The organism is uncultured Aureimonas sp., from assembly GCF_913775355.1.
GTDB lineage: Bacteria > Pseudomonadota > Alphaproteobacteria > Rhizobiales > Rhizobiaceae > Aureimonas.
The window spans coordinates 1-14,711 of record NZ_CAJYIU010000046.1 but is presented as its reverse complement, the minus strand read 5'-3'; the positions used below and the strand labels follow the sequence as shown (position 1 = coordinate 14,711).

General features: G+C 68.7%; 11 protein-coding genes. 2 read left to right on the top strand and 9 right to left on the bottom strand.

Annotated features, from left to right (window positions below; all coding sequences use genetic code 11):
• Positions 1-94: 94 nt before the first annotated feature.
• The 3 genes from QZ753_RS03575 to purD all read right to left on the bottom strand — a co-directional run bounded on the left by QZ753_RS03575 (position 95) and on the right by purD (position 5,004).
• Positions 95-1,378 carry an acetyl-CoA C-acetyltransferase gene (locus QZ753_RS03575; protein ID WP_294641298.1) on the bottom strand — a complete coding sequence of 428 codons (1,284 nt, stop codon included), beginning with the start codon at positions 1,376-1,378 and terminating at the stop codon, positions 95-97.
• Positions 1,375-3,651 carry an acyl-CoA dehydrogenase gene (locus QZ753_RS03570; RefSeq protein WP_294641296.1) on the bottom strand — a complete coding sequence of 759 codons (2,277 nt, stop codon included), beginning with the start codon at positions 3,649-3,651 and terminating at the stop codon, positions 1,375-1,377. Before QZ753_RS03570 ends, QZ753_RS03575 begins: the two co-directional genes overlap by 4 nt.
• A 99-nt stretch (positions 3,652-3,750) precedes the next feature.
• On the bottom strand, positions 3,751-5,004 hold the full coding sequence (purD, locus tag QZ753_RS03565; protein ID WP_294641300.1) for a phosphoribosylamine--glycine ligase: 1,254 nt from the start codon (positions 5,002-5,004) through the stop codon (positions 3,751-3,753).
• Positions 5,005-5,146: 142 nt separating this feature from the next.
• Between purD and ubiA the strand changes: the two genes are divergently transcribed.
• Complete coding sequence (gene ubiA / locus QZ753_RS03560; RefSeq protein WP_294641294.1) at positions 5,147-6,148, top strand: 4-hydroxybenzoate octaprenyltransferase; 1,002 nt, start codon at positions 5,147-5,149, stop codon at positions 6,146-6,148.
• A gap of 4 nt (positions 6,149-6,152) precedes the next feature.
• Here the strand turns inward: ubiA and QZ753_RS03555 are convergent, their stop codons facing one another.
• The 6 genes from QZ753_RS03555 to QZ753_RS03530 all read right to left on the bottom strand — a co-directional run bounded on the left by QZ753_RS03555 (position 6,153) and on the right by QZ753_RS03530 (position 14,361).
• Positions 6,153-6,728: a DUF6101 family protein gene (locus tag QZ753_RS03555; RefSeq protein WP_294641292.1), complete on the bottom strand. Its 576-nt coding sequence runs from the start codon at positions 6,726-6,728 to the stop codon at positions 6,153-6,155.
• 175 nt (positions 6,729-6,903) lie between these two features.
• The gene (locus tag QZ753_RS03550; protein ID WP_294641290.1) at positions 6,904-8,334 is read right to left on the bottom strand and encodes an FAD-binding oxidoreductase; all 1,431 of its coding nucleotides are present in this window, start codon (positions 8,332-8,334) and stop codon (positions 6,904-6,906) included.
• Positions 8,335-8,371: 37 nt separating this feature from the next.
• Positions 8,372-9,337 (bottom strand): L-threonylcarbamoyladenylate synthase, encoded by a 966-nt coding sequence (locus tag QZ753_RS03545; protein ID WP_294641288.1) that lies wholly within the window; start codon positions 9,335-9,337, stop codon positions 8,372-8,374.
• 109 nt (positions 9,338-9,446) lie between these two features.
• Entirely contained in the window at positions 9,447-10,886 is a 1,440-nt protein-coding gene (locus QZ753_RS03540; protein ID WP_294641286.1) for a GH25 family lysozyme, read from the bottom strand.
• Between the two features lie 363 nt (positions 10,887-11,249).
• Positions 11,250-13,373 carry a glycine--tRNA ligase subunit beta gene (glyS, locus tag QZ753_RS03535; RefSeq protein ID WP_294641285.1) on the bottom strand — a complete coding sequence of 708 codons (2,124 nt, stop codon included), beginning with the start codon at positions 13,371-13,373 and terminating at the stop codon, positions 11,250-11,252.
• Between the two features lie 94 nt (positions 13,374-13,467).
• Positions 13,468-14,361 carry a neutral zinc metallopeptidase gene (locus tag QZ753_RS03530; protein ID WP_294641283.1) on the bottom strand — a complete coding sequence of 298 codons (894 nt, stop codon included), beginning with the start codon at positions 14,359-14,361 and terminating at the stop codon, positions 13,468-13,470.
• Between the two features lie 151 nt (positions 14,362-14,512).
• On the opposite strand from QZ753_RS03530, the gene QZ753_RS03525 reads away from it, so the two are divergent.
• Positions 14,513-14,711 (top strand): DUF4112 domain-containing protein (locus tag QZ753_RS03525; protein WP_294641281.1); only part of this gene is annotated, 199 nt, incomplete at its 3' end.

Below are 14,711 nucleotides of genomic sequence, written 5' to 3'. Positions count from 1 at the left end.
TGACGTTCGACGTCGGCGGCACCGGATAGTTCGAGTGTGCGATCCGACAGCGTCTCGAGGAGGCTTGCGCCGGTCATGTGGACGTCATCGGCCTTCATGCGGCCTCCAGGAGCAGCGCGCCGCCCTGACCGCCGCCGACGCATTGGCTGGCGATCCCGTAGCGGACACCGCGACGGCGCATGGCGTTGGCGAGGTGGAGCGTGATTCGGTTGCCGGACGTACCGACAGGATGACCCAGCGCAATGGCGCCGCCGTCGACGTTCAACCGGTCGGCCGCGATCTCGCCGACGGCGCCCTCGAACCCGAGCACCTCGCGCCCGACGCGCTCGTCGCCGAGCGCCCGGACGCAGGCGAGGACCTGAGCAGCGAACGCCTCGTTGATTTCGAACAGCCCGACCTCGGATAGCGAGAGCTTGTTCTCCTTCAGAAGCGCCGCGATCGCGATCACCGGTCCCAATCCCATGATCGACGGGTTGAGCGCGCCCCAGCGGCAATCGATGATCCGCGCGAGAGGTGTCAGTCCGTGCCGGGCGACCACCTCCTCCGAGGCGAGAAGCGTCCAGCTCGCGCCGTCGGTGATCTGCGAGGAATTGCCGGCGGTGACGTTGCCGTAGGGCCGCTCGAACACCGGCTTCAGGCCGCCGAGGCTGCGCGCGGTGGAATCGGGCCGTACGCCGTCGTCTCGGTCGAAGACGCGTCCGTCACGCGAGAAGGCTGGAACGACTTCGTCCGCGAGGGTGCCGTCCGCCTGTGCAGCGGCGAGCCGGCGATGGCTTTCGGCGGCGTATTCGTCCGCCTCGCGCCGCGAGACGCCGAAGAGATGGCCGACCTTCTCGGCGGTCTGACCCATGTTCAGGTCGGTGATCGGGTCGGTCAGGCCGCGCTCCAGCCCGATCACGGGCTTGAGGTATCCGGGCTTCAGTCCGGCGAGAGCCCTCAGGCGTGCGCCGGTCGAACGGGCGGCGTTGAGGCGCGCGAACCACTGGACCGCATCGCCGCTCAGCACCAGCGGCGAGTGGCTGAGCGCCTCCGCCCCGCCCGCCAGCGCGATCTCCGAGCGGCCGTCCGCGACGGCGCGCATCGCGTCGTCGATCGCGAGCATGCCGGAGCCGCAATTGATCTGGACCGTGTGTGCCGGGACGGTATCGGGCAGTCCAAGGCGAAGCGCCGCGACGCGCGCCGGGTTCATCTCGTCGGCGATGACGTTGACGCAGCCGAGCACCACGCGGTCGATCAGAACGGGATCGAACCTCTGGCGCATCAGGAGCGGACGGCCGCACTGGACCGCGAGATCGACGGGCGTGAAGGGCCCCGGCTTGCCGCGCGCCTTGATGAAGGGCGTGCGGGCGCCGTCGACGAGGTAGACCGCCCTCGTCATTCGGCAGCCTCGGCCTGCGTGTCGTCGTCCCGGCGTCCATCGTCCGAGCGCCGATGCTGTGCGGCGAGCGGCGAGACCATCTCCATTGGGAAGCTGTCGACCGCGACCGCGCGCGCGATCGCAGCCTCGGCGACGGCAAGTTCCTCGAACTCTTCCGGCGTGATGATGCCCGCATCCAGCGCCGCCTGGCGGTCGCGCAGCTTGGCCTCGCGCATCCGCTTCGCGATCGCCGCGGTTTCGGTGACCTTCGCAAAAGCTTCTTCGAGAACGGCGATCGGATGATCGGGACGCCCTTCGCCGAGATAGAGGTCGGGCGTCAGCCGATCCCGCTGCGAGGACGGACGCATCAGGATTTCGGCGACCTCGGTCACCAGTTCGTCAGCCGGCGGACGGAGCGGGACGCCCAGCGGGAAGGCGATGATCCGGGCTCCCATCGCGGCCCAGCGCGCCGGCAGGTTGGCGAAGACGCCGGCGAAGGCGAGGCCCATCCGGTTGAACCCGCGCTGCATCACGAACTCGACGATCGGCTTGTCGACCTCCGGGCGGCCGTCCGTCTCGAAGCGCTTCAGCGTGGCACCGAGGAGGTAGAGTTCCGACAGGATGTCGCCGAGGCGTGCCGAGATCATCTCGCGCCGCTTCAGGCTACCGCCCAGCGTAAGAAGAGCGAGGTCGGCCAGCATGGAGAAGGTCGCCGCATAGCGCGACAGCTGCCGCCAATGGCTGGTGAAGGCGGAGCCTCGCGGCGCGGGCGCGGCAAGGCCACCGGTCCACCCGAACAGAAGGGTGCGCAGAAGGTTCGTCGTGGAATGGCCGACGTGCTTCCAAAAATGGCGGTCGAACTCGGCCAGTCCCTGCTCGCGGTCGGGGTTGGACAGGGCCCGCATCTCGTCGAGCATGTGAGGATGGGCGCGGATCGCCCCCTGCCCGAAGATCATCAGGTTGCGCGTCAGAATGTTGGCGCCCTCGACCGTGATGCCGATCGGCACCGACCGGTGCGAGGCGCCGATCGGGTTGGACGGGCCATCGATGATCGCCTTGCCGCCCAGAATGTCCATCGCGTGCGCGACGGACTTGCGCATCAGCTCGGTCGCGTTCTGCTTCATGATCGCCGAGACGACCGAGGGCCGATGCCCTTCATCGAGCGCGGCGACCGTCAGGCGCCGTGCGGCGTCCACCTGGTAGGCGTTGGCGGCGAGCTCGGCGAGCGGCTCCTGAATGCCCTCGAACATGCCGATCGGCAGGCCGAACTGCTGGCGCACGCGCGCATAGGCGCCGGCCATGCGCGCCGTCATCGCCGTGGCGGAGGCAGCCTGTGAGGGCAGCGAGATGCCGCGCCCGGTCGCCAGCGCCTTCATCAGCATGGTCCAGCCCTCGCCGATCTGCGCTTCGCCGCCCAGAATCCAGTCCATCGGAATGAAGACGTCCTCGCCGTAGAGTGGGCCGTTCTGGAAGAAGGTGAACTGCGGGATATGCCGGTCGCCGTGGCGCACGCCCGGCGTCGAGGTCGGGATCAGGGCGACCGTGATGCCGAGGTTCTCGCCACGGCCGAGATGCCCCTCGGGGTCGAACAGCTTGAATGCGAGCCCCATCACGGTCGCGACCGGGGCGAGCGTGATGTAGCGCTTGGCGAAGTTCAGACGGATGCCGAGCGTCCGCTGCCCGTCGAATTCGCCGTATGTCACGACGCCGCGATCCGTCATCGCCGCCGCGTCCGAGCCAGCCCGGTCGGAGGTGAGGCCGAAGCACGGGATTTCGCGCCCGTCGGCAAGGCGCGGCAGCCAGTGATCGCGCTGCGCCTGCGTGCCGAAATGGAGCATCAGTTCGCCGGGGCCGAGCGAATTCGGCACCATGACGGTGACGCCGACCGCGACGCTCGCCGACGACACCTTTCGCACCACCTCGGAATGGGCCGTGTTGGAGAAGCCGTGACCGCCATACGCCTTCGGGATGATCATCCCGAAGAACTTCTCGCGCTTCAGGAAATCCCAGACGTCCGCCGGCAGATCATGGTCTTCCCAGACGATCTTCCACTCGTCGATCATCGCGCAGAGTTCGGTGACGGGGCCGTCGAGGAAGGCCTGTTCCTCGTCCGTCAGCCGCGCCGGGGGCATGGCGAGAAGCTTGTCCCAATCGGGCGCGCCGCTGAAGAGTTCGCCGTCCCACCAGACCGTGCCGGCGTCGATCGCCTTGGCCTCGGTGTCCGAGATCGGCGGCATGGCGGTCTGCGCCCACCGGAAGATCGGACGGGTCAGACGCTCTTTTCGAAACGACATGGTTCTCCTCCCATGGGTCGCTGGCCGCGCGATGCGTTCGTTCGTCACATATGATGGCGAACGGTCAATGCCATGCCGTTCACGTCAATGTCGGGCGGCTCAACCGCGCGCGCGGTGCGCGATGTCCCGTCGGCAGAAGCCCTCCGGCCAGTCGATGGCGTTGACGAGAGCGTAGGCGCGATCGATCGCCCGGCCTATGTCGGCATCGCGCGCCGTGGCGTTGAGGACGCGTCCGCCGTTGGCGACGAGCCGTCCGTCCTTCATGGCCGTCCCGGCGTGGAAGACGATCTCGCCCTTGCCCTCGTCCGGCACGGAACCGATGGCCGTGCCCTTCTCCACCGCGCCGGGATAGCCCTTGGCGGCGAGAACGACCGTCACGGCCGGCTCGGGCGACCAGCGCGGCTCCAGCCCTTCGAGCGAGCCGGTGGCGGCGGTGAGAAGGATCGGCAGGAGATCGCTTTCGAGGCGCATCATCAGCACCTGCGCTTCCGGGTCGCCGAAGCGGACGTTGTATTCGATGAGCTTCGGCCCTTCGGCGGTCAGCATCAGGCCTGCATAGAGAACGCCGCGGAACGGCGCGCCGATTTCCCGCATGCCTTCGAGGGTCGGGCGCACGATTTCGCGCATCGCACGCTCGGTCATCTCCGGCGTCATCAAGCCGGAGGGCGAGTAGGCGCCCATTCCGCCGGTGTTCGGTCCGCGGTCGCCGTCGAAGGCGCGCTTGTGGTCTTCCGCCGTGCCGAAGGCGATCGCGTTCTCGCCGTCGCACAGGCAGAAGAGCGAGGCCTCCGGGCCGACCATGCATTCCTCGACCACGACCTCGACACCGCCCGCAGCATCGGTGAAGCAGTCGTCGACGGCCCAGCACGCTTCGTCGACGGACGTGGCAACCGTCACGCCCTTGCCGGCGGCCAGTCCGTCGGTCTTGATCACGATCGGCGCGCCTTCCGCCGCCACGTAGGCCTTCGCTTCCCCGGCATCCGAGAAGCGGCGATAGCGCGCGGTCGGGATGCCCTTCCGGGCGCACAGGTCCTTGGTGAACCCTTTGGATCCTTCGAGGCGCGCGGCGGCGGCGCTCGGCCCGAAGACGGGTATGTCCGCCTCGCGCAGCGCGTCGGCGAGCCCCGCGACGAGCGGCACTTCCGGACCGACGACGACGAAGCCGATCGCCTCCTGCCGGCAGAACGCGACGATGGCGGCGTGATCGGCCGGATCGAGGGCTGCAAGTTCGGCGACCGTCGCGATGCCGGGGTTGCCCGGTGCGGCGAACAGGCGGCCGAGCTCGCCGGACTGCCTGAGCTTCCAGGCCAGCGCATGCTCGCGGCCACCGGAGCCGATCAAAAGGACGTCGATAGCCATGATGTTCCCATGCCCGTTGCGCGAAGAGCGACCATGGGGCGGCGATAGAGGCTCGGTGCGCGGGGGGTCAAGTGGTTTGCCCGCGGCACCGGCCGGGGCTTGACGCGACGGACCTCGGCGGGCTTTTGCCTGTCCCATGCGTTTTCAGGATGATTCAACGGGAAGCCCGGCGGACCGGGTGGTGGATGCCCCGTCCGAGAACTGGGTCTATCGCCTTCTGCCTCGGGCGCTCTGGCCCTATGCGCAGCTTGCGCGCTGGGACCGGCCGATCGGCTGGCAGCTCCTCCTCTGGCCCTGCTGGTGGTCGGCGGCGCTGGCGCCGCAATGGGCTGCGCCCTCGGCCGTGCATACGGGGCTGCCGGACCTCTGGCACCTCATCCTGTTCCTGATCGGCTCCATCGCCATGCGCGGGGCCGGCTGCACCTACAACGACCTCGTGGACCAGAAGATCGACGCGATGGTCGCGCGCACGCGCTCGCGCCCGCTGCCGTCGGGCCGGGTCACGCCCGGACGCGCGAAGGCGTTCCTGGTGGCGCAGGCGCTGGTCGGCCTTCTCGTCCTCGTGCAGTTCAATCTCTTCGCGATTGTGCTCGGCATCGCGTCGCTCGGGGTCGTCGCGGTCTACCCGTTCATGAAGCGGGTGACGGACTGGCCGCAGCTCGGCCTCGGCTTCGCCTTCTCATGGGGCGCGCTGATGGGCTGGGCGGCCTTCTGGGGCACGCTCTCGCTGAGCCCGCTCCTCCTGTATCTCGGGGCGGTGCTCTGGACGGTCGGATACGACACGATCTACGCCCATCAGGACCGCGAGGACGACGCCCTCGTCGGCGTGCGCTCCACGGCCCGACTGTTCGGACGGCGTACCAAGACGGCGCTGGTGCTCCTCTACGGCGGAGCGCTCGTTCTCTTCGCACTGGCCTTCGGCCAAGCGGGCACGGGCAGCGCCGGTCCTGCGTGGCCGGCCTATGCGGGGCTGCTCCTGGGTGCCCTTCAGATGGGCTGGCAGATCCGCAGCCTCGACATCGACAATCCCGACGAGTGCCTGAAGCTCTTCAAGTCGAACGGGCTGTTCGGCTGGATCATCTTCCTCGGGCTGGTCTTCTCCAGCCTGTGGATGCTCTCGTTCCCCCGCTTCTACTGACGGCTCAGCCGCGGGCGATGATCTCCTCGCCCTGAACCATCAGGCGCACGCCGAGGCCACCCGGCTTGCGGCGGGCGAGGAAGCGCGGTCGGCGGCCGCGATGGGCGTTGCCGCGGCGCTCGATCGGATCGTTGCGGCGGACCTGGCCGAGCGAATCCTCGAGCGCGGTCACCGAACCATCGGCCTCGACCATCAACATCGGCAGGCGGAAGAGTTCGGACCAGCCGCGCCAGTCGGCCGCGACGTCGTAGAGGTCGGAGGCGACGAGGAGCGGCACCGACATCGTCGGGTCCTCGTGGTGCAGTTCGAGCGTGACGGTGATCTCGCCCTCGCCGTTCTCCATCGCGCGGGCTGCGATCCCGCGGAACGAGCGGGCGGCGAGCGCGATCGACACCGGCAGGCCGCTCTTCTGCAGCGTGCGCCGGATCACCGCGCCGCGACGGTCGATCCGGTAGGAGACGACCTCTCCGTCCTGCATCAGTTCGAAGCTCTGCTTGCGGTCGGCAAGCGCGGGATCGAGGCGGATCGGCGTGCTCGCCCACTCGGGCTTCACGGACGTCTGATGGTGAACCACGCTCATGTCGTGTCCTCGTCTGTTGATCCGCAGACCTTGAGAGGTCTTGCTCATTCGGCCGATGTATCCCGGCCTTCGATGCTTGCAGACTAACGAGAGCGAGTTGCGCTCGGGCTAAGAAGTTCAGTTAAGTGAACCTGACCAATATCAGGGTGTCCAAACCGTAACCTTGAAGAGAACTTTAAACGACTTTTCCGGGGTTTAGGATTCCGAAAGGATCGAAGAGCTGCTTGATGCCGCGCATCAGGTCCATCTCCAGCGCGGGCTTCGTCCGGGCCAACTCGTCGCGCTTCAGCTGGCCGATGCCGTGCTCGGCGGCGAAGCTGCCGTCCATGTCCGCGACGATGCCGTGCACCAGCGCGTTGATCTCGCCCCAGCGGTCGAGGAAGCCCTGCTTGTCGGCCCCGACGGGCTGCGATAGGTTGTAGTGGATGTTGCCATCGCCGAGGTGCCCGAACGAGACGATCCGCACTCCCGGGATCGCCGCGGTCACCACCGCATCCGCCCGGCGCAGGAACTCCGGGACCCTCGCCACCGGCACCGATACGTCGTGCTTGATCGAGCCGCCTTCCGGCTTCTGCGCCCAGCTCATTTCTTCGCGCATGCGCCAGAAGAGGGTCGCGTCGGCGCCTGTTTGCGCGATCGTCGCATCCTCGATCTCCGCGGCTTCGAGGGCCCCGGACAGGATGCCTTCCATCGTCGCCCGCGCATCCTCGCCGGACCGGTTGGACGAGACTTCGAGGAGCACGTACCAGGCGTGCGGACCGGCCAAGGGGTCGCGCGCGCCGCGGGTGTGCCGCACCGTAAATTCCATCGCCAGCCGCGGCATGATCTCGAAGGCGGTGAGCTGCGTTCCGGCCGCGCCTTGCGCGCGCGCCAGAAGCGAGAGCATCGCGTCCGCCGACGAGAGACCGGCATAGGCGACCTCGCGCCCCTTCGGCTTCGGGAACAGCCGCAGCACGGCGCCGGTGATGACGCCGAGCGTGCCCTCCGAGCCGATCAGAAGCTGCCGGAGATCGTAGCCGCGATTGTCCTTCTCGAGGCGGCGAAGACCATGGAAGATCTCGCCCGAGGCCAGGACCGCCTCGATCCCGAGGCAAAGCTCGCGGCTGTTGCCGTAGGCGATGACGCCCGTCCCGCCGGCATTGGAGGCGAGATTGCCGCCGATCTGGCAGGACCCCTCCGAACCGAGCGACAGCGGGAAGAGCAGTCCCGCCTCGTCGGCCGCCTCCTGCACCCGTTGAAGGACGACGCCGGCGTCAACGGTGATCGTATGACCCGCGGCATCGAAGTCGCGGATCCGGTCGAGGCGCGACAGGGACAGGACGATCTCGGCATCCGAACGCGGCATCTGCCCGCCGACGTGCCCGGTGTTCCCGCCCTGCGGCACGACCGGGGTCCGTGTCTCGGAGGCGAGCTTGAGGATCGCCGAGACCTCCTCCACCGTTCCGGGGCGCAGGACGAGCCGGGAGCGTCCGGGAAAGAGGTCGCGCGTCTCCATGAGATAGGGCGCGAGGTCCGCCGCTTCGGTGAGCGCGCGGCCGGGCGGAACGAGCGCGGCGAAACGGTCGCGGAGGGCGTCGGGAAGCGGGAGGGGAGCGAGTTCGGTCATGAGCGAGGTTTAGGCCCCTGCCCGCCGCGCGTCGAGATCAGCGGTCTGCGGCAGCGCGCGCGAGACGGTCGTTGATCGCCTCGCCGAGACCCTCGCGTGGAATCGGCGCCACGGCGATCCGCTCGATCTCCGGCGCGTCGAACGTCGACAGCGCATCGAAGAGACGGCTTGCCGCCTCGCGCAGATCGCGGTCCTCACTCAACTGGAGGACGGCGGCCGCGCGGGCGGCGTCGGCTTCCGCCACGGGGCCGAAGGCGATGAAGTGCTCGCCGGGCATCGGTTCGGGCGCGTCCAGCCGCACCCGGCCGTGCGGAGCGTAGTGTGAGCGCATCTGGCCTGGTGCGACGATCGCATGGCCGTCGTGCCGCCGGACGGGGAGCCCGGTGGCCGCCTCGATCTCGGCAGCCGTCACCGCCCCCGGTCGCAGGAGAACGACGTGGTCGCCCTGCGGCTGCACGATCGTCGATTCGATACCATGCGCGGCCGCGCCGGCATCGGCGACCGCCTCGATGCGTCCGTCCAGCGTGCGCAGGACGTGCGCGGCCGAGGTTGGACTGACGCGGCCCGACCGGTTGGCGCTGGGAGCGGCGACGGCGCGGTCGAGAACCCTCAGAATGCGCGACAACCCGCCTTGCGGCGAACGCAGCGCGACGGTCGGCAGACCGGCGGTGACAAGCGGATGAAGCGGCGCGCCGGGGCGCAGCGGAAGGACGATCGTCAGCGGACCCGGCCAGAAAACGTCCATCAGCCGATGCGCCAGCGCGTCGGGCACCGCGTAGCGCTCGGCCATCGGGCGCCCGGTGACGTGGGCGATCAGGGGATTGAAGCGGGGTCGCCCCTTCGCTTCGAAGATGCGCGCCACCGCCTCGCCGTTCGAGGCGTCGGCGGCGAGCCCGTAGACCGTCTCCGTCGGCACGGCCACAAGTTCGCCGCGCGCCAACCGATCGGCGACGTCGCGTTCGGCCGCTTCGCTCGCGAGCGGAATGGTGCGGGTTTCTATCATGCGGCAGGTTTAAAGGCGGGCGGTTCCATCGAAAAGAACCCCCGCGCCATTTTCAGGCAAGGTGGCGGTCGGAGAATCGGATGGGTGAGATCGACAAGGGTGGCAGGCGTCAGCGGGTCGCCCGGAACGCCGAGGCCACGCGCCGCTCGGGCGCGGCAAAGCTGGACAGGATCGTCCAGCCACCGCGAGGGGCCGAAAGCTCGGCCCGCTCCTCCGGCTTCTTCTCCTCGACCGGCTTGTCGCCGGGCACGCCCTCCACCGCGGTCTCGGCGGCCTTCATCAGTTCCAGGATCCGGGACTTCAGCTCGGCTCCCTTGATCGGGGTCGCGGACGCGGCCGGCGTCGTCATCGCGGCGTCGCCGTCGACCTTCTCGTCACTCAGGATCTCGCGGACGGCCTGCATCTCCTCACGAAGCTGGCCGATCGTTCCGATCGCCTGCGCCGGCCCCGCCACCGGGCGATCGGCGGGGGGCGCCGGCTCGGTCTTCGCTCCTTGCGTCACCGCGGAGAGGACAGGCGCCGGATGCTCGGCCGCCTTCTTTTCTTCCAGGGCGGTCTCGGTGAGAAGCTTCAAGGGATCGATCGGCGCGTGACCCGACGGCCCGTAGGCGGCTGCGAGCGTTCCCGGCACGGTCTCGCCGCCGGCCTGCGCCTCTTTCGGCTTAACGAGAGCGGCGACGTCCTGCCCGATCGCCGCCACGGCGCCGCGCGCCTCTTCGCCGATCTTGGCGATGAGCGCCCCGGCATCGGGAAGCGGCTCCGGCTCCGGCGCCACGAGCCCGTCGAACGGCCATGCCCTCCGAAGATCCTCGACGTTCATCGAGGCGATGTTCACGTCGATGTCTTCCTTGGCGCCGGCGACGCGATAGGGGCAGGCGCGCTTGTTGCAGTTGTGCATGGAGGAGAACTGCCACAGGGCGTACTTGTCCCAGTGGCCCTCAGGGAATACGCCCGTCAGGTCGTCGCGATAGCGCGCATACCAGAGCTGGAGGCGCGACAGGAGCGGATAGGTCTCCTTGTTCTGGGCGATGTAGGCGGCCGTCGAACCGTTGGTGTAGAGCACCGGGTAGCGGTCAAGGCGGATCTTGATCTGGCGGGCGAACTCCTCGGCCTCGGCGAGCGACATCCACTGCGTCGGATCGTTGTCCTCGATGTCGAGGGCGATCAGCTCGTCGGCTTCGGGCTTGGCGAAGTCGATGAAGTGGTCGGCCTGCTCGCGCGGATTGCCCGGACGGCCCAGATGGTAGGCGCCCCACTTCAGACCCAGCGTCTTCGCCATCTCGCGGCGGGTCATGTAGAGTTCCTGTGTGACGGAATACTTCCACCACCGGTTCTTGCACAGCTTCTCGTCGTCGCCCGACATGCCGCGGCAGGACCAGGCGGGCGCCAGACCGTCGGAGGCTTTGTTGATGAAGGCGGCGATCCGCTTGTCGCCGGTCATCTCTCGCCAGTTGATCGGATTGAATTCGTAGGCGTCGATCACGAGGGCACGGGTGTCGTCGCGCCAGGGTCGGTCGAATTCCGCTTTCGCGGGGCTCAGGCCGGCCATCATCGTTCCTGCTGCGATGGCGCAAACCCAGCGCATGGCAACCGCACAGGCGGCGCGCATTCTCGGCATTCGGGCATCCCCTCGTCGGGCCGGCGGCCCCGGGGGAACGCCAAGCGAGATCAGGTCAGTCGAAACGAAGCCCAGCCGACTGCGGCTGGCCCCACCCCTCCATGAGAAGACCGAAGGGCCCGCAGGCGGCTTCGATCGCGGCGATCCTTCTACCGCCAATTCGGCGGGTTGCAGGCGACACGATCACAATTTGTTTCACGAAAGCGCGATCGGTGAGCTTCGCCAGCCTCCGATCCTCGCCCGCAAGGCTTGCGCAGGCCTGAGAGCCCTCGCGCAATTTGGTCCGCCGGCGAATCAGCCGGCGACGCGCGAGAGATCGGCCAGCCGTCCGGCCGCCGAACGGATGCGGGCGAGAAGCGCCAGACGGTTCGCGCGCACGCTCTCGTCGTCGGCGTTGACCAGCACCTTCTCGAAGAAGGCGTCGGCCGGAGCCCGAAGCTTGGCCAGGGCCGCCGTCGCGCGGGTGTAGTCCTCGACGCGCATCGCAGCGTCGAGTTCCGCCTCCGCCTCGACGATCGCGGCGTGCAACGTGCGCTCCTCGGGTTCGACGAAACGCGCGGGATCGACGGACGCGGCGACCTTCGTGCCCTTCTTCTCTTCGGCGGCGAGAATGTTGGCGGCTCGGCGATAGGCGGACAGAAGGTTCGCACCGTCGTCCGTCTCGAGCAGGCGGCCGAGTTCGGCCACGCGGCGCGACACGTCGAGAAGATCGTCCTTGCCCTCGCCCGCGCCGCCCAGAACCGCATCCACCAGATCGTGACGCGCGCCCTGCTCGCGCAGCTGCACCTTCAGGCGATCATGGAAGAAGGACAGGAGGTCGCCCGAGGTCAACAGCGATCCCAGTCCCAGCCGAAGCTGATTGTCGAGGATGATGCGGATGACGCCGAGCGCGGCACGGCGAAGCGCATAGGGGTCCTTCGAACCCGTCGGCTTCTCGTCGATCGACCAGAACCCGACCAGCGTGTCCAGCTTGTCCGCAAGAGCCACCGCGATCGCGACCGGGTCGGTCGGCACGCTGTCGCCGGGGCCCTGCGGCTTGTAGTGGTCGACAAGCGCGCGCTGCACGGAAGCGGGTTCGTTCTGGAGCGCGGCGTACTTCTGGCCCATCAGCCCCTGAAGTTCAGGGAACTCGCCGACGGCCTCGGTGGTTAGATCGGCCTTCGCCAGCACCGCCGCCCGCCGCGCCTCGCCGGCGTCGGCGCCCACCATCGGCGCGAGGACGGCGGCGAGATCCGCGATGCGGCCGACGCGCTGACCCTGCGTGCCGAGCTTGGCGTGGAAGGTGACGCCGAGGGCGTCGAGCTTCGCCATGCGCTGGTCGAGGGGCTTGGCGAGGTCGAGGCCGAAACGCTCTGCGGACGCCGCGAGGCCCTCGAAGTCCGGCAGGGCGCCCTGGTCGGTGTTCCAGAAATAGAGCGCGTCCGACAGGCGCGCGCGCACGACCTTTCCGTTGCCGCGCGCGATCTCGGCGCCATGGTCGGCCGCCTCGATGTTGGCGACCATCAGGAAGTGGTTCGACAGGCCGTCCTGCCCGCGGCGGCGCGTGACGAAGCACTTCTGGTTGGTGCGGATGGTCAGCTGGATCATCTCGGCGGGAATCTGGAGGAACGTCTCCTCGAACGTGCCGACCAGCACGACGGGCCACTCCACGAGGCCCGACACCTCCTCCAGCAGCCCCTCGTCCGCGACCACCTCCAGCCCCTGCGCGAAGGCGAGATTGTCGGCGTCGGTGCGGATGATCTCCTTCCGGCGCTCGGCGTCGAGCACGACATAGGCCCTCTCGAGCTGGCCGATATAGTCCTCGAAGCGCCGCACCTTGAACTCGGCCGGCGCATGGAAGCGATGCCCGACCGTCCGGTCGCCGGAGCGGATGCCGGCCACCTCGAAATCGATCACCGCCGTCTCGCCGTTCTCGGGGCCGAAGACGCAGAGGATCGACTGGAGCGGGCGGACCCAGCGCAGGGAGCCCGGCTCGCGCGAGGCGGCCCCCCAGCGCATGGACTTCGGCCAGGGGAAGTCGCGGATGATGCCGGGCATCGCCTCCGCGACGATCTCCTCGGCCGGCCGCCCGGGCTTCTCGATCACGGCGACGAAGAACTCGCCCTTCTTTCCGTCGCTGCGCCGCTCGGCCTGATCGATCGAGACGAGCCCGGCCCCTTTCAGGAACCCTTCGACGGCCTTTTCGGGCGCGTCGGTGCGTGGCCCCTTGCGCTCTTCGCGGGTGTCCTTGGAGCGGGCGTCGAGGCCCCGGATATCGAGCGTGATGCGGCGCGGCGTCCAGTATTCGCGCGCGCCCTCGTAGGTGAGCCCGGCCGCGACGAGGGCGTCGGTCACCGCCTTCTTCAGGTCGCCCGCCGCCTTGCGCTGCATGCGGGCGGGGATCTCTTCGGAACGGAGCTCGAGAAGGAGGTCGGGCATGGGCTGTCACACGTCGCGTCTGGAGGCAATCGCGTGGGGTCACACCATGCCGCCGGCCGGATTGCAAGCTCCGGCCGGCCATGGGCGCATTGGCTCAGAGGCGACCCTCGAACGTGTCGCACTGCTTCATGTCGCCCGAGGTCAGGCCCCGCCGGAACCACTCGACCCGCTGCGCCGAGGTGCCGTGGGTGAAGCTGTCGGGGACGACGGTTCCCTGGCTGCGCTCCTGCAGCGTGTCGTCGCCGATCTGGCTGGCGGCGTTCAGGGCCTCCTCGACGTCGCCGTTCTCGACATAGCCGGCCTGCTGCGTGTCGTGCGCCCAGATGCCGGCGTAGCAGTCCGCCTGCAGCTCGACCCGCACCGAGACGGCGTTGGCGTCGGCCTCGGACGACTGCTGGCGCAATTCGGTGGTGCGCTGCAGGGTGCCGAGAAGGTTCTGCACGTGATGCCCGACCTCGTGGGCCACGACATAGGCCTGCGCGAAGTCGCCCGGCGAATTCAGCTGGCCCTGGAGCTGCCGGAAGAAGGCCAAGTCGATGTAGAGTTTCTGGTCGTTCGGGCAGTAGAACGGGCCGGTTGCCGACGTGGCATTGCCGCAGGCCGAGCCCACCTGCCGGTCGAACAGGACGAGGGTCGGCTCGCGGTAGGTCTGGCCCATCTGCGAGAAGCGGGCGTTCCAGACGTCCTCGGTATCGCCGAGTACCACGGCGACGAAGTTATCGGTCTCGTCGGCGGTGCCCGACACGCCGGGGCCCTGGCGCGACGCCGTCTGCGTCGTGGTGGTCGATCCGTCATCCATGCCGATCACCGACATGGGGTTGATACCGAAGCCGATCCAAAGGATGGCGAGGATCACGAGAAGGCCGATGCCGCCTCCGCCGGCACGGATCGGGATGCGCATGCCCCCGCCGCCGAAGCCGCCGCCTCCCCCGCCGGTCCCCCGCACGTCCTCGATGTTGCTGCTCTCGCGTCGGCCGCGCCATTCCATGTCCCGCACTCCCGGCAAGTATCCCTTACGGTCGGGAGATAGGCGCGACGGCCCGCGAGGGAATGACGAAAACGTGCTCGCAACGCGATCGCACCCCCACCACATGAGCGAACGACGTCGTTGGACGTTTGACAAGGAGATCGAAGTCGCCATGACCGCCTATGCCGACACCGGAACCGTGTGGGTCGAGGACCGCGAGCGCCGCATCGCACGGCTCAACGCACTCGCCCGCCTGATGGATACGGCCATTCGCGTCCCCGGCACCGACATCCGCTTCGGTGCCGACGCGCTCCTCGGCCTCGTGCCGGGCATCGGCGATGCCGGCGGCGCGCTGATCGGCCTGTTCATCG